The following is an 18302-nucleotide window of genomic DNA, read 5'->3' on the forward strand; positions in this document are numbered from 1 at the left end:
TCACCTCTTTATAAAGTTGTTGGGGTATATTCCATATACCATTCTGCGTCATCTAAATTAGGTTCGAAGGCGAAAGATTTAGGAACTCCACCGTCCATATCGAAGAATTTACTACCGATATAAAAGTTTTCCATAAACAAGTCACCGTTTTTATAGACTGTTCGGTCTTCGCTATTAATCTTTATTTCATCTCCTGCACGAGCAATTACTGCAGGTTTTGAGGATGATGAATTTCCTCCATCAATAATGTTCCATACTTCAATATCACAAAGAGCAAGGTAGTCATTTTTATATGAAACAGCTGGATCTACTTTGTCTTCCTTAATATCGTATTTGGCTGTATAGAATGCGACTCCAGCTAGAGCATCACCAAAAGTATTTTTTGTATCTGTCCAAGTCTTTTTAATTGGCTTAGACCAAGCCGGATTACAATTCTCATCTAATTTCATAATCTCAGCTGTATATTTGTTTCCGATCTTAGTCATCTGAAGGTAACCATAGAAATCAGTGAAAGTACTTGTGCTATTATCAACATCCAATTTGATGGTTTTCCATTGTTGTTGTGTAACGGTTTTTCCTTTAACCTTCACTTTTTTCGTACCATTTTTTACTTTGATGGTTTTAGTGGTTTTCTTCTTTTTCTTAACGGATCCATTTGAAGCATAAATTTCGTGATGAACCCCGTTTGAATCGTAACCAACTTGAACTTGAGCCATAGTTATTTCACCAGTAGACCCTAAATCTTTAAGCATAAGTTTTCCGATACGTTTTCCGTTAGAGTCTAGTAAGTAAACTTCAATTTTTCCCATAGCTCGAGGATAGTAGGATACAATTTTCATTCTGGCTCGAACCCGGAAGTCTTTATAGCTTGCAGGAAGCCATTGTTGTCTAACTGGACCATGCCATTTGCCCTCAACTTTGTTACCGAAACTTGAAGGTTTTAATACGTTCGGGGAACTTGTCATTGTACCACCTGGCACTCCATTTTCAATATAGAAGGTTAGATTAGAAGAAGTGATTTCAGTCCAAGTAGCAAGAGTATTACAAGGATCTTTTAAAACCCTTGGTTCTTTGTCGATTGGAGAATCACCCGTATCTGGATCAACATCTTGACCAATATAAACGTAATTGTCATCTTCATCAGAAATAGCGATTTTTGTTACGTCTTTTTTGGGAATGCATGTAAAGATAGGGTATGTTACGGAGTTACCTTGTGGGGTGATTGTTTCGGGGCTTTCAGTTATATCTTGAGATATATACTGACCATATCCTCTTGGGTCGGAACAGGAGAAAGTGAGAGTTAATGTTCCATCAAAAGATGTTTGGCTTAATCTTGATACCTGAGATATTTGACTAAAGTGGCCATAATAGGTGTATTCAGCATCATCACTAAAGACCATAGGATACTCTCCATCACCAGTTATGGTAATTAGATTTGATAGACGTTGAATCTTATCAACTCTGTCAGCTTCAGAAGTAGCTTTAATGGTAACATCAATTTCAAATACCCTTTGACCGTAACTATTGCCTTGAAAAATTTTACCCATCATACCAGGAACGTCTTGGACGTTCTCTGATATTTCTGGGCCGACATTTCTTTTGATGTCATTTACAATCAGATCAAGATCAGTGTTGGAGTTAAAACCACAAAAATTAAATGTTACTTCGTTCAAGTAGTTACCACTCCTTTAGCTAAGTTTCTTAATTTTGTTTTTTGATCTGCATACTTTTTATTGGTGTTGTAAATCTCTTTACCATCTAAGTAAAATGAGTTATCTTTGGCCAATAATTGAGTTAGCAGAGTGATTTGTTGCTGCATAAGGGTAATCTGAGCATCTTGTCGAGCAATAACCTCAGAGTAATCATTGTTCACTGTTACTTGTGAACCGTTAGGAACACCTAAAATCTGTTGAGTTTTAGATAACAGCTGCAATGCCCTTGTCCGTTTTAAAGGATCAAGTGGAATAATTGATTCAGGTTTATTTCCCTCAGCAATATTCGCAACTTGTGCCCTTGTAACAATGCCTCCGTTAGCGTAACCATGGCCTTGACCTAATGCTGATAGAGTTGGACCGTATCTATGTTTTGCATAGTTTAAGGCCGCCAACAGGTTATCGAAGCCATTAAAGATATTGTCATGTCCTTTAAATTTGTAGGCATTGAATGTACTTGAGATAGTTTGCATCAAGCCTTTAGCCAAATCGCCCCGAATCGTGTTTATATCTGTATAACCATGCTGAACGGCTTTTGGATCTCCACCAGATTCAGTTTGAATTTGTCTCAAAACTTTATTAACCATTTCAGTACTTGTTGATAGACCATTCATCTCGAGTGCTCTCTTAACTAAAGGTTTCCAACGCTGAACACCTTTTCCTGGTGGGTTATCAGCTGTAAGTAAACCTTTGATCCAATTTACGGCACCGTCTTTGACAGATGTAACTGCACCTTTAACCATACCGAGAGTTGGATCTTTAAGGGCATCCAATTTAGTGAACTTAGAGATTGCCATTTCTAATAACTTCGTTGGGTGAGTTGCATAAGACCAAATATCTTTTGCTGCATTCGTCACTTTAGAAGCTGCAGAAGAAGCAAACTCTTTCGTCTTATCCCATGCACTATCAAGCCAACCAATACCGGTTGAATACTTAGGCGCCATTTTAAGAAGAGCAGCTGTTTTATTTCCATCAAGAACTGATGTTCCTTTAGGAAGATTCAACATTGTTTCTTTCTTAGGAGATAAGAACATTTTGCCATTTGGAAGAGCTATTAACTCTTGTTTGTTCGGGCCTTTACCATCAGAAACAATAGCTGGTCCACCTGGGTGATTGTCAGTACCACGGGCATATTTTGGAACATCCCATTTAGGAATTCTTAATTTCTTAGGAGCATGAACTTTGTCGAGGATCCAGTTCACACCACCAGTTACACCATTGACCCCTTTAGCCAATCCTTCAATCAAGATCTTAGCAACGGCTTTGGCGCCCTTACCGATTGCTTTAGCACCATTCTTTAATCCATCACCCATCCGACGAGGTAAAGATTTGATGCCGTCAACCATCTTGGTCCAGATGTTTTGAGCACCTTTCTTTAATCCGTCAAAGATTTTTAAGGCGTTCTGTTTAATATTGGTGAAATACTTAACGACTGTTTTAAAGACATTTACAACTGGTTTGATGATTACGTTAGAAATTCCACTCCAAGCTTTTTTAGCGAAATTCCAGATCCAGCTGAAAACTTTTCCGATGAAGTCTTTGATGTTTCCAAATCGGGTTCTCACAGTGTTATACAAAAATTTCGCAGTAGTAACAAAGATTTTCTTGATCACTGACCAAGTTGTAGAGATTACTTTGCTTATTACTTTGAAAATTGTAGTCACAATAACTTTCATACCGTTAAATTCAAGTTTTAAGAATTTAACGATGTACTTAATTACTGTGGTAAACACGAGTTTGATTCCGCCCCAGACTTTGGAGATAACCGTTTTGATTCCACCAAAAACTGTACTCGCTGTTCTTTTCATGATATTAAAGTTGTTTTTCAAGAAGTTAACGATCCACTTGATTGGAGTCTTGAAGATAGACTTTAATACATTCCATAAGCCAACAAACAATGATTTGAAGGATCCAATGAATAACGCAGCGCCTTTAATCATTTTTCCGAACCACATTAATTGGATCGCATTCCAAATTAACTGGAAGGCTCCAAAGAACAATTGTTTGATACCTTCCCACATCTTCTTCCAGTTTCCAGTGAATAGACCACCAAAAACTTTCGCGATACCCATGATTACATTAAGTGTTCCATCAATAACACCTTTGATGTTATTCAGTACTGACTTAATAAGAGCCAAGGCTACCGTAAAAACCAATTTGAATACAACTGAAATTGGAGGAAGTAAGACTTTGAAAAGAGCTACGAGGGATTTGAGGATTGGACCTACAATCTGGAAGATGATAGTCATAACAGTTGTAACCGTTTTAACTATACCTGAGAAGATATTGACAAAAGCTTTTGTTATCATCGGACCGTTCTGTTGCCAGAAAGCACGGATTTCAGTAGTTTTCGCTTTAATATAAGTTATAACAGACATGATTACTTGTCTTACTTGAGCAACCATACTTCTGATACTTGAAATATCTTTGGCACTCAAGACACCTGATAAAATCGATGTGCCTTTTTTGGTGTTACCAGAGAATAAAGCGAAAATACCAGTTATAACAGTTTTAACTTTGCCGTAAGCGCTCGTAAGTGGGGCAGTCATGTTATAAAATGCCGATTTTATCTTATTTACAGAATCGACAATGACTTTAACCATTTCTGGAGGCATTAGAGAAGATAAGAGACTTTTGCCTTTAGATTGATCACCTTTAAATAAAGCAAAGATCCCGGAGACAGCTTGTTTCACTTTTGAAAAGGCTGTTCCAATAGAAGCTCCAATTCCATTTATGAAATTACGGAAAGTCTCTGATTTCTGATATGCAACTGCAAAGGCAATTCCGAGGGTTGAAATGGCTGCAATTGCGAGTCCGATTGGCCCTAAAGCAAAGTTCATGACTGAACCTAGAGTTGCCATAATTGCTTCAGATTCAGCAATTTTCCGTGTGGCGCTCGCGACAATGGCCCCGAATTCTCCGAAACCTTTAATCGCTCCACCAATACCGATCATAGTAAATCCGATTGCAGTTGCAATTAGTCCAAGGACAGCGACTAATGCTGCCCCAATAACTAAAAAGTGTTGAACAGGAGAAGGAAGTGCATTGAATACATCTACAACTTTTTGAATAACTGTAGCAACGACTTTTAATGCTGGAGTAAGATTTTGTCCAATCGTAATTCCCGCAGTTTCAACTGATCCCTTTAACTGTTCAATTGTTCCTTTTAAGTTATCGAGTTTAGTTTTTGCAACATCATCTGCTGAAATCTTTCCTATTGCAGCTGCCATATCATCCATGCCTTTAGCGCCTTCTTTATAAAGGATATTGGCAGCACGGATTGCATCGGTACCGAACATAGTATTTAGAGCTTGTTGTCTCTGTTCATTACTCAAGTCTTTTAATCTATCCTTGAGTAAAGCAGCGATTTCGGAAATGCTTTTAAGGTTACCATTTTCATCGTAGAAAGCACTTGAAGCCAAACCAGAATATGTTGCTAATTTGTCATACTCTTTAGCTACTTTTGCAGCTGAAGCTCCATGACCAGCTTGGATTTTCGCTAATTTTTGAACGGCTGCTGATACATCTTTAAATTCTGTTGAAGCCGGTTTAATTCCACGGTCGACTAACCATTGATATGCCACTTTCGTGTTAGCTGTAGCTAATCCAAGAGAATCCATCATATCTGATGCAGCTTTTGTGTGAGGGGAAAGGTTAAGGAGCATTGTTTTGAGGGAGGTACCGGCATCTGAACCCTTCAATCCATTTTGAGCGAATGCGGCTAATGCTGTTGAGGTATCTCTGAAACTTAAACCAACACCTGAAGCAACTGCAGAAACCATTGATAAACCGTATTTTAATTCACCAACGTCAGTTGCAGAAGCGTTTGCTGCACCAGCTAAAATATTGGCAGCGTCAGCTACAGATATATTATCATCCCTGAAGGCATTCAATGCTGTTGAAGCAATTTCTGCAGCATCTTTTAGTTCTAAACCACCAGCTGTAGCTAATGATAGGGCACCACTTAAACCCCCGTTGATAATATCTTTTACACTAACACCGGCCTTAACCAGTTCTTCTTCAGCTTGGGCAGCTTCTAATGCACTATACTTTGTTTTTGCACCTTGGATAACAGCAAGTTCTTCAAGAGCTTTCCCATACTTGTTTACTTCATCTGGGGCCATAACGGATTTTACAGCTGACATTTGGGATTCAAAATCCATGGCACTCTTAGTCGCAAACCCCAGTCCAAGAGTGAGGGCACCTGTCATTGGAACTACAGACTCTTTAATATTTGAACCAATATCGTGAATCTTTTCTCCAGTTTTTCTGGCTCGATCTGAAACTTCTCTCATTCTTGAAGAAACCTGTCCGAGGTTATCAGAAAGTTCTCCAACAGAAGGGGAGATACGGTCAAATCTGTTTCTTAATTGGTCTAAACGTTCTTGAGCCCGTTGTTGTTGTTCAGTATACCTTTGGAGTTCTTGCCTTGCTGCTTCAACCCTCGAATCATTCTCACCAAAAGTATTTGATAGATTATTGATTCTTTGTCTTTGGGCTTCAATTAGGTTATTGTAATGGTTAACTGTTTGGGATAAACCGTCAATTCTAGCACGTTGAGCCGAATAGACCCTACCACTAGCATTTAAAGAAGCAACATTCTCTTGAGTAGCCCGAGTAATGTTACTAATCTCTTGTCTTAAATCTGCTGTACCAGATTTGAGATCTTCGAGTCTACCTTCGGTAGTTCTTAGCTGTCTTTCCCAGGCAGCTTGTCGGGTAATTGCGGAGTTGATTTGTGAAGCTAATAGCTGAACTTGTTTTGAACCTTCACCATAAGTTTGAATGGCATTCTGGTGTTGTCTACGTAACTCATCAATTTTACGTTTGTTCGCATCCATTATTTGAGTAAGATCTTTAATCTTATTCTCTAATAGAGCGTATTCATCACCAGCATTTGAAAGAATCTCAAGGTTCGCTTTCATTGCTGTTTGAGCAACTCTAATTTCTCTCTTAATACCTTGAAGAGTATTAGAAAACTGGGTGCCATCCATTGATAATTGAATGACCATATTTCCTAGTGGGGTTCCAGTCGTCGCCATCGCTCCACCTCCATGACTTCATTAAATCGATTTGAAGAACTCTTCAATATCGTCAGTTTTTGTTTTCTTCTTTTTGTCTCCCATTAAGCGTAAGAAGCCATTTATGTCCATTTCTTCAATATCCTTATAAGACCAACCGGCCTCGATCAAATCTTTGTAAATCTGATCGAGGTTATCCAGGTAATCTTGGTATGACTTTATTCCGTCACTTTCGCTAGTTCCATCTGTGCCTTCTTTTTTTTAGCTTCTCCACCCAGTACATCTTGGAGGATTCCAGATAAAACTTCGGCGATTTTGTCAGAGGCAATACCATCATAGATAGTGTCGAAATTGACTTTTTCACTTCTAAATAGGCTTGCGACAAGAGCAACCAATTCGTCTAATTGTTCAAGCTCATTCATAACTTCTGTTTCTTGCTTGACTCCGAATTCGATTACCCGACGTAATGCTCGGGCTGAGACAAATCCTTCAGTGAATGTTTCAACTTTGTCTAGTTCAGGGTTATATAATTCAATTTTTAGCATCGTGAAAATTTCTCTCCTTTGTTTATTTGGTATGTAAATAAAAAACTAGATGCCAAAGGCATCTAGCTTATTTGTGATTAGGCAGTAGTAGTATCAGAAGTTTCAGTAGGGGTTGTTGTTGAAGTGTTAGTTGAAGTTTGACCTTCAGCTGTTGTTCCATTCCAGCCGGGGAAGAGCAATTGAGTAAATGCAGACACAGTGAAGCCTTGAGTGCTTGTACGGCCTTTAGCATAAACAATACCGTCAGAATGGCGAGCAACAAATTCACCAGTCAAAGCACCATCGGTTGTATCAGCTTCTTGTCCTTTGTCCTCACCTGTTTTAAGATCGAATCCATCAGGGTGACCGAATTTACCTTTTGCAAGGGCAATATAAATGTCATCATTGGCCAGGCCTTTTGTTTTCATAATTACGGCACAATAAGGGGCAACTGTATCAGCACCAAGAGTTGTAATTCCATTTTCATTTGTCTTAGCTCCAGAGATGTCTGCGATCATTTCTTCTGTTAAATCAGCTGTATTAAGTTCTAATTTAGGGTTAGAAACACCGACAGCAGAAACATAGAATGGAACGTTGGAAGCATAGACTGTATTAGTCGTTGGAGCCAAACCTGAAATTTTAGCTTCAACAGCACCACCGACTTGGGCGTTAATTTTATGAACTTTTACTACCTGTTCTTGATCATTAAGAATAGCAATTTGGACTTCTTCAAAACCTAATGTTGCCACTAATGATTTCCTCCCTTAAAAAAAATAAGCCTACTCATGTTTGAGAAGGCTCAAATCGTTTAATATTTCAGTTGTTCGATAACGTCTTGCTAACATAAACAAATCAATGGTTGGATCTCTGTCTAACATTCCTGTGTATTGCGACCAATTATTTTCACCCATTAAAGTGTCTAAACGAGTTTTAAATTGATCGATTTTTGCTAGATCTGCAGCCCAAACTGTAATTTGAACACTAATTTCAGAAGAAAATGCTTTATTGCTAACAAATCTACTTTGGAAATCACTTATTTGAGTGATGCAAATAATCGGAGCATTTTCGACTTTTTGAAAGTCTTCAGGAACGTTGATTGAAAATATCATATCTTTGTTCATGAGATTTCCAATTTCTTGATCATTCATCAGCAAGTCATATACTGTTTTTACTGATAAACTCACAATCCCAATCCTTTCTTGAGCTCGTCTGTCATAACTGACATGGCTTCTGAACGAGACTCTTCTTCAGTCCGTTGAATAAAACCTTGTGGAGCAATTCTTGATCCACCCATTGTTCCAAATTCAACGAACTTTGCTCTCCATTCAGTTTCTTTGCTATATCCAACTTTGATTTGGCCAAATGCATCAACACCGGAAATTACTACATCGTCTTTCAAGTGTTTGTGCTTATCTACCGGCCAAACTGGAGTATTGTCTTCTAATTTTTCTGCAACAACATGCGCAGCTGCTTTTAATGCTCGATTTCGAACTTTGGTTTCACGTCCAGCCATTTGTTTCAAAGCTAATTCAATTCCTGACGTATCAATATCTAGTCCCATTAAGACACCGCCTTTGCAACGATTAAGTCATACATAGAACTTTTTAGATCTGGCTGGATCTCAACGATTTTGTATTTTTGACCTTGAAAAGAGATCATCATATCGTCTGTAATAGGGACCCTTTGTTTTGACCGAATTAAGAAGGTGATAATATTTTGAAGTTCTGTCCCGTAAGTAGTTATGAATTCTTTCAGCTGTTGTGATTCAACACTGGCCCAACATGATGTAACTTCCTTGTAAACCATAGTTGGAGCCCCATAAGAATCTTTTCCTTGAGTTTGTTTTAAAAAGGTTATTCTTTTATTTAATTCACTAATATCGGGGCGTTTAGAAGGCATTAAGCATCAACCTCGTATGATTCATCATTCCAATTTCTATAAACGTCAAGAAGACCAGAAAATACATATGAGAGTTCACTTTTAGATGAAATTGATGCAGTCTGAATTTCTCTATGTTCATACCATTGGGAGATAAGGCTAAGTGCTGCGATAGTGAATTCAGCTGGAAGGGGATCGAATTCATCAAACTTTTTATTGAGGTAAGTTTGAATATAATTCTGTGCAGAAATAATCATCATCGAAATTAAAGCATCATCTGCGTCATGATCGACTTTGAGATAATTCTTTACAAAGGCGAGGTCTAACTCAGTGATTTTTACATTACTCAACATTGTTATCTACCTGTGATTCATCAGGTTTTTCTATAACTTTGGGTTCTTTTTTGCCTTTTTTCGTTTCTTTAACTTCCTCTGCATGGCCATTCTTTACAAGGCTCTTGGCCAAATCTTTATTCTCAATCTCAACAACTTCGTTATGGTTAAAGACTGTTTTATGAGAAGGGAGATAAGCAGATTGTAGGAATTTAACTTTTGGCATATGGATTACCTCCTTTGGTTATGTATAAAATCAGTATTTTATAAATGAAAAGAAGCTCCGAAGAGCTCCTAATCACTTATATTGTGAAGTTTTTCACATGATTAAGCAGAAGTAGTCGCAGTATCAACTTTTAACACAGAGATAGCTTGTGGGTTGTAGACTGCACCATCCATGTAACCATCGAGAACAAGTAATTGAGAACCACGGATAGCTTGTGTTGTATCACCTGTGACGTGTTGAAGAGCGAATCCTTTCTTAACCAATACTGCATAAGCATCTTGAACAGAACCAAAGATCGCAGGAGTTCCATCAGGAAGTTGATCAGTTACAATGACTTCGGCACCGAAAAGGGTATAGGTTAATTTACCGTTAACGACACCGTTTTGCATGTAGTAATGGCCCATAGAATCTTTCATCTTAGCGATTTGGTTGAAGAAACCACGTTGCATAATGAAAGAAGATGAAGCTAGGAATTCAGGATGAATAGAGTTATAGAGGTCCATTAAGTTATCAATAGTAACTGCGCTGGAGACAGGGATTTTTTGAACTTCAGCATCGTTAACGATACCAGAGAATTCTTCTCCACCTGCACCCACAAGAATTGATTTTTCAACTGCTTTACCGACCCGGCGACCGAGAAGGTTAAGAGAGTAATCAACAATGTTAACAGCCGCATCATTAATCAGCTGATTAGATAGGCTGATTGCTGCACCAACACGTTTTTGTGCAAGCTTAACTTCATCAAAAGAGATTTGAAGTTCGGATACATCTTCACCTTCACCAACAAATCCTGCAACAGAGTTAAGGGATTCCTTAGCAATTTTCAATGTTCCAGCGACAGATGGGAATTTAGTTGCTCGAGCAAATACCGGTGAAGTTTCTTCCATTTTAAGTACAATTGTTCCTTCAACATTCTCAGGGATTACGGCTCCACCTTGAGAAGTTGTTTGAAGAGCCCGAACTTCTTCACCATCTTGGCGACGGAGATACTGTTCAATACCGCGGAGTTCTTTTTCTTTATTATCCACTTTACGTTCCTCCATTGTTTTTTCATTTTTCTCGCCATCTTTCTGGCGACTTTCTAATTCGGAAATTTGGTTGTTTAAATCAGTAACATCAGCAGTCAATTCATCAAATTTTGATTTTTCGTCTGCTGATAATGAGCGAACTTCTTTTTCAGCATTTTTTAGTAGTTCATCTGCTTCATCTAACAGGGCATTTCGTTTTTCTTTAAGCGCTTTCAAATTCATATTTATAAGAAACCTCCTGATTAATTTGATAGTCCAGTTAATTTATTTCGCAATTCTGATAATTCTTCAGAGACTAATGAACGTTTTTTCTCTTTATCAGGATCTTCATCAGATTTATCTTCTTTAGGATCTTTTTCATCTGGTTTCGTTTCATCAACATTTTCAGACTTTTCTTTTGTTTCAGGTTCATCTTGTTCGGAGTCATTATCTTTAACTTCTGTTTGTTCGCCTGAATTTTCGGCAGCCTTTTCAGGATCTTGTTCGTTCACTTTTTCTCTTAATTCAGCCGTAGCTTGTTCAATGAACTCTTTTTGTTCTGAACGAATTTCATTGATTGATTCTTTAAGAGAAGTTAATAAACGTTCTTCTAATCCTTCAAAGAGCTCTTTGATTTCATCCATATTTCTTTGCTCTCCTTCTTCTAAGTTCGTTGGAATTTCAATGTCTTCAATTACATCAATTCCTCTGGCTGAGATTGTAGATTGTGAGTAGGCCGGGTCTCGTACAACGGAAACTTCAAGTAATTCAAGATCATTAATGGTCCGTTCGTAAATACCATCATCGCGAACATCCCATGAATCATCTAAGGTTCTAAATCCAAATGACATATTCCGAAGGATTTTATCGTCTATCAATTGGTAATAATCATGTCCCCATGTAGTAGGAGAGATTGTTGCTTCCATATATAAACCGGTGCTGTCTTCAAATAATCGAAGGGAACCGTTTCGTGTAGAAGCTAGAATATGTTTGCTGTTATGTTCAGCAAGGAAGTCAATATTGTCGGGGTTTCGTGACAGAGCTCGAGTAAATGCACCCGGTGCAATTTTCTCAACAAACTTCTTTCCAGAACCCAGTACTTCGCTTAACTCTCCTGTTTTATTGACGTAACCAGAAACAGTCATTGAATCATTATCGTTATTGGCTCGAAGCTCGACCTTACGGGATAAAAGCTCAAATTTCATAAGTTAGTTACACCTCCTTGAAAAAATAAAAGCCAATAAATCTATTGATCTACTGGCTCATCTTTTATCTTTGAATCATCTTTATCTTCAGAAGTTTGTTCATTTTCAATTGGAGGTTTATTTGGATCAAGATTAGATGGAGTAGGGGGGTGATTCTGATTTTGTGCGGAAGGTTGTGGATTGTTAGGATCAATCGTTTCTCCCATGTTTGGAATAGTCATTTTTCCGGTTTTAGGATTATAGAAAATTTGACCCAGACCCCACATAAAGAAATCATCTTTAATTTCAGGCATGTCAATTCTTGAACGACCTTCGTTAAGAGAGATTAATCCTCCTTTTACAGCAGAAACAGTGGCATCGATTTTTTCTTTTTCTGTTGTTCTGAGCAATTCAGAAACATCAAATCTAAAATAATAACCTTGTTCTTTCTCTGTTTCTAATAGGAGAGATTTATTTAGAGCAGATTCAATCGCAGAAATGATCGGGCCAACACAGTATTGAAGAAAATAGAGGTTATTTTGTTCATTTGAAGCATACTTATTGGCCGAGGAATTTAACATGGACTCTGGAATATTGAAGACTCTAGCAATTTCTGAGACCGTGTTTTTCTTAGAATTAGTTAAATCCATTTCACTTGGTTTCATTGAAATTGGATTGTAATCTAATCCTTCTTCCAAAATAATTGTTTTACCAGCTTTCTTTGGTCCACTATAGAGGTTTTCCCAAGAAGATCGCAGGTTATCAATTGCTTTTTGGCTTAATCTTGATGTAGCTTTTAAAACACCTATAGGAAGGGCCCCGTTTTTTAAGATTCCATTTGAGTATTCGATTTCATCAAGGGCAAGTCTAAGAAGCTTACTATTATTCTGGAGGATTCCTGATGAGGTAACTCCATCTTCACTGTCTCTTGTAAGAATAATCAATTCATCCGGAGTAAATTCATAAGTTCCAGTTTTGTTGTTATAAAAATAATTGATCGTAGCCCATTTTTTATATCCCTGACTATAAGTTGTCACTGAAATATATTTGATGGGCAAGGGATAGAAGTTAGTAACCTCATTCCGAATTTTTTCGATCTTGATGTAGCTAGCTCCATACAGTAAATAGTCCTTAACCATTCTCTTTTTCATGTTATAGCCGTTTATCAAATCATTTGGTTCATCATTTAAAAGAGAAACACGGTTATCAGGAATTTTAATTACTGCACCTTTGCGATCTTCTTTATATAAGTAGATTGGCAATGATGCTATTGATGATGTAATAAGCTCAAGAGCCGAAACAACAGTGGGGATTCTCATAGCTTCTTCTTCTGTTATTGGACCACCATCACCAAAGTAAGAAGTAATAGAATATCCACCACCGTAGGAATATTGCATGGAACGGTCTTCTTTCTGCTTATTTTTTCTCGAAAAAATCCCCATTTAGGTTGGTTATCCTCCTTTCTTAGAGAATAATTAGTTCCCTTTCTTCAAAGTTGGAGGTTAAATTTTCTTCAACTTCTTTATTCCATAGGGCCATAGCGTTTAATATTGAGATAACCATATCAACTTTTCCTGTGGATTTTTTCTTATTAACGTAAGTATTGAGGTTGGAATCCTTAACCTCACGAGCATTTGAAAAGTTGATTTCCAGCAGTCTGTTTTGTAGATACTTAAAGCTGCCTTTCAAAACACGTTCTTTTACAAGTTTAGTAGCAGGGTGCAAGACAGAAGAATGCTGCTTAATTTCGATCGTGTCATAGCCTTCTTCGTACCATCGGTTAGCTGAAGCAACGCAGTTCCACCGGTCATAACCGATGCCCTTAATGATTACCCCATATTTCTTTTCGAGATCTAAGACAAAGTTTTCAACGAACCTATGGCTGATAACTTTATCACCACAGAAATAGCAATAACCATTATCTCTCATGGTAAAGTAATCAACCTTCTCAACTTTGGACTTATTTTCCGCACTATCTTCCGGAATAAAAGCCCAGGACTGAGCAACGTATTCATCTTTATCATGATCATAAGTAACCATTGAAACAGCTGTATTATCAGTAGTTTGAGATAAGTCAACACCAACAAACACTTCTCGACCTGTCCAATCATATGTAGTAATCATATTCTTCTTTAGTTCATCTGAAGGGATATAAACCTCTGAGTCATCACCATCAACGAAAATATTCATATGCTTTGTTAAGAAGTTCTTTTTTGAACTTGGCATATCTAAAGCAGTTCTACGTTGCTTTTTTAAATATTCCAAGTTATCTTCGAGAACTTCAGCAAGTGGATTTGCTTCAATGAGGGATTTGTCAGATAGCCAATCTTTAGGATCATCAGGTTTATAAAGGAGGGCGAAAAGAGTGGGATCATCAATTAAATCATCCAGAACTTTTTGAGCGTATTCAACTTCTTCAGTCATAGGATTGTTTAATGATTCATAGGCTGTACTAATAAGAATTCCGGTACGGTTTACCATGTTCATTTGAGAAGATTGCATAGCATCAATAGGGTAACGGTTTCTTAATGCTCCAACTTCGTCTGCTACGAAAACATTTGCTTTTCTTCCATCCATCCGGTTCTCAGAGTTAGCTAATGGAATGAATTTAGATTTTGTGAGTAAACACCGTACTTCACTTCTTGTTATTTGGAACTGTTTTTGGATAGAAGGGTGAGAAGCTGTAATTGTTTGTTCAACTTCTTTTTTGACTATCGAAGAAAGCTCTTTATCCGGGGCAACGGAATAAAACTCGGAGTATTCTGGTTCAATTAAGAGCAAGAGGATAAAAATTAAAGCAACGAGGAATGATTTACCGGATTTACGACCAATTAGGAGTACTGACTTTTCATATCTTCTTTTAATTGGATTTTGTTTATACTTCCAACATAAAGCATTGACTAAGAAAAACCATTGGAATGGAGCCAAAGCATCATGAGTTGGCGTTCCAGCTTTCAATCCTGTGGCCATATTTATAAGCTTTGTTAAGCCATCAATTTTCTTAAGTTCATCTTCATCGATAAAAAATTCACAATCAGGATTGTGAACGTCAGAAATGAATTTGCAGCAAGCCTTTTTAACGTACTTGCCGGCAGTTAATTTACCTTCAACAACATCTCTAGCATACTGATAGGCGGGATGGGCTTTTAAATACGAAGAAACCATATTATCACTCACCCTCAGTATTATATTTATTGGCAAGGGTTGAAGGAATCGAACCAACATTTTCAGTTTTGGAGACTGACGTTTTACCATTAAACTAAACCCTCATGGCGTACTCGGTAGGATTCGAACCTACGACACTCGGTTTAACAGACCGATGCTCTAACCACCTGAGCTACGAGCACATAGAAAAAATCCCCACTGAAAATCGGAGTAAAAAACAGCAGGGATTATAATTAACTTTTTAATAATTTGAGTAACGGATCTTCTTCTTCGTTTTTTTGTTCAATTTTCAAACCCGCAAGTTGAGCCCTTGATGCTGGAGATAATCCAAGCTGGGTAGATAAAGCTCTAAACTGATTAAGATACTTCTGTTTTGTAGCAACTGCGGGATGTTCTTTTATTAAGTCATTCCCATACCTATCAATTGTGTTTAAAATAAGTCCTTCTTTATTAATAATTTCATCTGCTTGCCTCATTTTACTTAGACAATCAGCAGTTTGTTCGAGTAGAGGAATATCTAAATTGCAGAGGATATTACTTATCTCTAGTTCAGTGGTTAAGAATTTGTAATACTCTTGAGCTAATTCATCAAGATGTTCAGGAATTTCATTCACTAAATCATCATTTCCAAGTAGCTCTTGTTCTGCTTCGGCTCTTTCCTCCAATTGAGCTTTTGATTCTGAATGTCCTTGTTTGAGGGAAGCTGGCTTTCTAGGACGAGCCATCACATCACCTCTTAAAGTTTGAAGTCATAATTGTGATTTTCAAGATTAATGTTTGGTTTAAAATCAAGTTCACCGGAAGTACCTAATTGGAGGTTGCACGTTTTACAAAGGGTAATAAGATTGCTTTCTTCAAACATTAATTCGGGGTAATCAATTCGAGGCTTTATGTGGTGAACTTGCAATTCTGAAGAATTAACGATGCTATATTTGATTAGACATCGTTGGCAGCAACCTTTGTCTCTGTGGATGATGAGACTTCTTAATTTTTTCCAACGTGCAGTGGAAAGGGGTTTTAAGTATTCTTTATTTTTTTGATAATATTTGCGTTGGTATTGATTTCGATTTCTGTTTTGCTTGCAAGAGCAAGTTTCATTTGAACCAATAATCTTCCCGCAATTATTACATATTTTCTTCTTCATAATCATCTTCCCAATCGTTTGGAGAAAGATCGTCAAAGTTTAAATCATCAGGTTGAATACCACAATAAGAGCATTCATAAATGACTTTTTTCTTTTTCCGATATGTAATAATAGGAGAATTACATTTAGAACAGATTAATTTAGTTCGATTATCTTTCATTTATTCATATTGATCTCCTTTTTTGAAGCTCAATATCTCGAACAATACTGTTTATGTCTCTAATATAAATGTACACAAGTCGAAAATTCTAAACAGTTTTTATTGATTTTTTTAAATAATTTCTTAAATAGAGTGTACGAACCTATGTTTGCGTTTTATAATTTTAAATGTAAGTTACTCAACTACTAAATCGGAGGGGATAAGTTATGAAAACTGAAGCTTATTCTAAACTTGAAACGATTCTGGGGTTCTTAAATTACATTGAAAATGTTGAAGGAGTGGTTCATCCGGAGACTATTTATGAACAAATATTGGACCCGAAAGTTGAAATTGTTCAGGTGATTGATGGAAATCTCTTTAATTTAAGGTACTCTAAGTCTTATAAAGAATTGAAGTTTGTATTTGGAGATGTTCAAGAGCGAGAGATTGATTCTCATATAATTAACTGTTTGGATGTCATTTATAAGTCATTAAACGACATTGGGAGCCTTTTAGACCAACTTACCATAAATTCTAAAGCCAGTTAAAAGACCATATCAGACGATATGGTCCTTATTTATGCTTATTCTGACCTTTGTATTCATCTGAATTGAGGGATTTTTCAAAAAATGATTCTATTCGCATGAGCCTTTGGTGGTATAATATTAAATATATGTAAAGAAAAGGAGGTATTTGATTGTCTGTTTCGGATTTAATCCCATATCATTATGTAACCACAGACATTAATCATTGGTATGTTGTTATAAAGCAGGGTCGAGTTGAGAAAGCAAAAGAAATGAAAAGAAAAGTTGAAAAAGAATTCGATATGATGGAGAAAAATGAAAAAGTAGCAGTCTATCTTCAGCTATTAAAGCTGCGGCATGAAATAATGCTGTCGTATCTTGAACCTGACTCTGTTAAAAATATAGATGGTGTTTATTCTGATCTTAAAAAGACAAGGGAGAATATGGCCCCTGAATCTCTTACGAATACAATAGAGTTCTATTATAATTTTTTTACCGGTATGTATCACTTCAGAACAAGAGATTTAGTTATTGCCCTAACATATTACCGTGAAGCTGAAAAATATCTTGATTTATTAGATGCAAATGCAAATACAGATAAGGCCGAGTTCTATTTTAAAGTATCAGAGGTCTATTACTATATGAAAGAGACTCATTTCTCCATGAATTATGCTCAGCGAGCATACTCTATATTTAAAGAACAAAAAGATGCTCAGGGTAATCTTACATATGGAAAAGAAATGGTCCAGTGTCAGTTTGTTATCTTCGGGAACTGGCTAGATAAAATGTGTTATGAGGACGCTTTAGAAACAGCTGAAAAAGCTTTAAAAGATGCCCTAGAAATAGGGGAGCAACATTTAATTGGTTCAGCTCATTTTAACGTGGGATTATGTTATAATAACCTTGAAGAACTTGACAATGCTGAGAAACATTTTCAAATCGCCTATGAAATTCATAAGGATCGAAAGCACATTTATGAGTCAAAAGCGATTTTTAATCTGGCATATGTCAAAGCAAAGAAGAATGATTTAAAGGCTGCATTAGAATTATATCAGGAAGGTCAGAAGGTTGCTGCCCGGCACAACAACCAGGAAGTAACCGAGAAATTAAAACTGGTTAAAGGCCTTTATTTATCATTCGACTTACAAACACTTAGAGAAGTGTTCAAGTTCTTCGAAGAGAAAAACCTTTATGGTGATATGGAAGAATACGCTGTTGCTGTTGCTGATTTTTTGACCAACAAAGAAGACAGACATGATGCGGTCGATTTTTATCAAATGGCAATTGAAGCACGCAAACAAATTCAAAGGGGGAAACATTTAAATGAAAAAATGTAAAATTGCAATTTGTTTAGCGCTCTTGCTTGGCATTGTTGGAGTATCTAGCGCTTCATATGCTCTTTCTGAGCAGTCCACTTATAAGGTCGCAGATAGAGCAGCAACTTAA

Annotated in this window: 18 protein-coding genes and 2 tRNA genes; 2 read left to right on the top strand and 18 right to left on the bottom strand. The window is 37.0% G+C overall.

The window, feature by feature from the left end:
• Positions 1–8: 8 nt before the first annotated feature.
• From QF06_RS20295 to QF06_RS20385, 18 genes are all read right to left on the bottom strand, one after another.
• Positions 9–1673: a distal tail protein Dit gene (locus tag QF06_RS20295; protein ID WP_013603360.1), complete on the bottom strand. Its 1665-nt coding sequence runs from the start codon at positions 1671–1673 to the stop codon at positions 9–11.
• Positions 1670–6754, bottom strand: a complete 5085-nt coding sequence (locus QF06_RS20705) for a phage tail tape measure protein (RefSeq protein WP_052500191.1) — start codon at positions 6752–6754, stop codon at positions 1670–1672. The genes QF06_RS20295 and QF06_RS20705 overlap by 4 nt, the downstream gene beginning before the upstream one ends.
• A 197-nt stretch (positions 6755–6951) precedes the next feature.
• Positions 6952–7278 (bottom strand): phage tail assembly chaperone G, encoded by a 327-nt coding sequence (gpG, locus tag QF06_RS20310; protein WP_013603363.1) that lies wholly within the window; start codon positions 7276–7278, stop codon positions 6952–6954.
• A 77-nt stretch (positions 7279–7355) separates the two neighbouring features.
• Entirely contained in the window at positions 7356–8006 is a 651-nt protein-coding gene (locus tag QF06_RS20315) for a major tail protein (protein ID WP_009968606.1), read from the bottom strand.
• A 30-nt stretch (positions 8007–8036) separates the two neighbouring features.
• Complete coding sequence (locus tag QF06_RS20320) at positions 8037–8441, bottom strand: hypothetical protein (RefSeq protein ID WP_043940291.1); 405 nt, start codon at positions 8439–8441, stop codon at positions 8037–8039.
• On the bottom strand, positions 8438–8818 hold the full coding sequence (locus QF06_RS20325) for an HK97-gp10 family putative phage morphogenesis protein (RefSeq protein WP_013603365.1): 381 nt from the start codon (positions 8816–8818) through the stop codon (positions 8438–8440). The genes QF06_RS20320 and QF06_RS20325 overlap by 4 nt, the downstream gene beginning before the upstream one ends.
• Entirely contained in the window at positions 8818–9156 is a 339-nt protein-coding gene (locus QF06_RS20330) for a phage head closure protein (protein WP_013603366.1), read from the bottom strand. The genes QF06_RS20325 and QF06_RS20330 overlap by 1 nt, the downstream gene beginning before the upstream one ends.
• Positions 9156–9488, bottom strand: a complete 333-nt coding sequence (locus tag QF06_RS20335) for a head-tail connector protein (RefSeq protein ID WP_043940292.1) — start codon at positions 9486–9488, stop codon at positions 9156–9158. Before QF06_RS20335 ends, QF06_RS20330 begins: the two co-directional genes overlap by 1 nt.
• Positions 9478–9693, bottom strand: a complete 216-nt coding sequence (locus QF06_RS20340) for a hypothetical protein (protein ID WP_013603368.1) — start codon at positions 9691–9693, stop codon at positions 9478–9480. The genes QF06_RS20335 and QF06_RS20340 overlap by 11 nt, the downstream gene beginning before the upstream one ends.
• A gap of 101 nt (positions 9694–9794) precedes the next feature.
• A complete protein-coding gene (locus tag QF06_RS20345; protein ID WP_052500192.1) occupies positions 9795–10943 on the bottom strand; it encodes a phage major capsid protein in 1149 nt (382 codons plus the stop codon).
• A gap of 20 nt (positions 10944–10963) precedes the next feature.
• Complete coding sequence (locus tag QF06_RS20710; RefSeq protein WP_052500193.1) at positions 10964–11905, bottom strand: HK97 family phage prohead protease; 942 nt, start codon at positions 11903–11905, stop codon at positions 10964–10966.
• Positions 11906–11946: 41 nt separating this feature from the next.
• On the bottom strand, positions 11947–13326 hold the full coding sequence (locus QF06_RS20355) for a phage portal protein (RefSeq protein ID WP_052500194.1): 1380 nt from the start codon (positions 13324–13326) through the stop codon (positions 11947–11949).
• A 22-nt stretch (positions 13327–13348) separates the two neighbouring features.
• Positions 13349–15049 carry a terminase large subunit gene (locus QF06_RS20360; protein WP_043940336.1) on the bottom strand — a complete coding sequence of 567 codons (1701 nt, stop codon included), beginning with the start codon at positions 15047–15049 and terminating at the stop codon, positions 13349–13351.
• A 30-nt stretch (positions 15050–15079) separates the two neighbouring features.
• Positions 15080–15153 (bottom strand) — tRNA-Trp (locus tag QF06_RS20365).
• 1 nt (position 15154) lies between these two features.
• A tRNA-Asn gene (locus tag QF06_RS20370) sits at positions 15155–15231 on the bottom strand.
• 51 nt (positions 15232–15282) lie between these two features.
• Complete coding sequence (locus QF06_RS20375) at positions 15283–15774, bottom strand: phage terminase small subunit P27 family (RefSeq protein WP_043940293.1); 492 nt, start codon at positions 15772–15774, stop codon at positions 15283–15285.
• An 11-nt stretch (positions 15775–15785) separates the two neighbouring features.
• Entirely contained in the window at positions 15786–16193 is a 408-nt protein-coding gene (locus QF06_RS20380) for an HNH endonuclease (RefSeq protein ID WP_052500195.1), read from the bottom strand.
• Positions 16174–16353 (bottom strand): hypothetical protein, encoded by a 180-nt coding sequence (locus QF06_RS20385; protein WP_009968676.1) that lies wholly within the window; start codon positions 16351–16353, stop codon positions 16174–16176. Before QF06_RS20385 ends, QF06_RS20380 begins: the two co-directional genes overlap by 20 nt.
• Positions 16354–16559: 206 nt before the next feature.
• Between QF06_RS20385 and QF06_RS20390 the strand changes: the two genes are divergently transcribed.
• Positions 16560–16880, top strand: coding sequence for a hypothetical protein (locus tag QF06_RS20390; protein WP_009968675.1), 321 nt, complete (start codon positions 16560–16562; stop codon positions 16878–16880).
• Positions 16881–17029: 149 nt separating this feature from the next.
• On the top strand, positions 17030–18193 hold the full coding sequence (locus QF06_RS20395) for a response regulator aspartate phosphatase (RefSeq protein WP_043940295.1): 1164 nt from the start codon (positions 17030–17032) through the stop codon (positions 18191–18193).
• The last annotated feature ends 109 nt before the right edge of the window (positions 18194–18302 follow it).

The sequence above is a fragment of the Bacillus sp. YP1 genome, from assembly GCF_000877815.1.
In the GTDB taxonomy this organism is placed as follows: Bacteria; Bacillota; Bacilli; order Bacillales; family Bacillaceae; genus Bacillus; species Bacillus subtilis.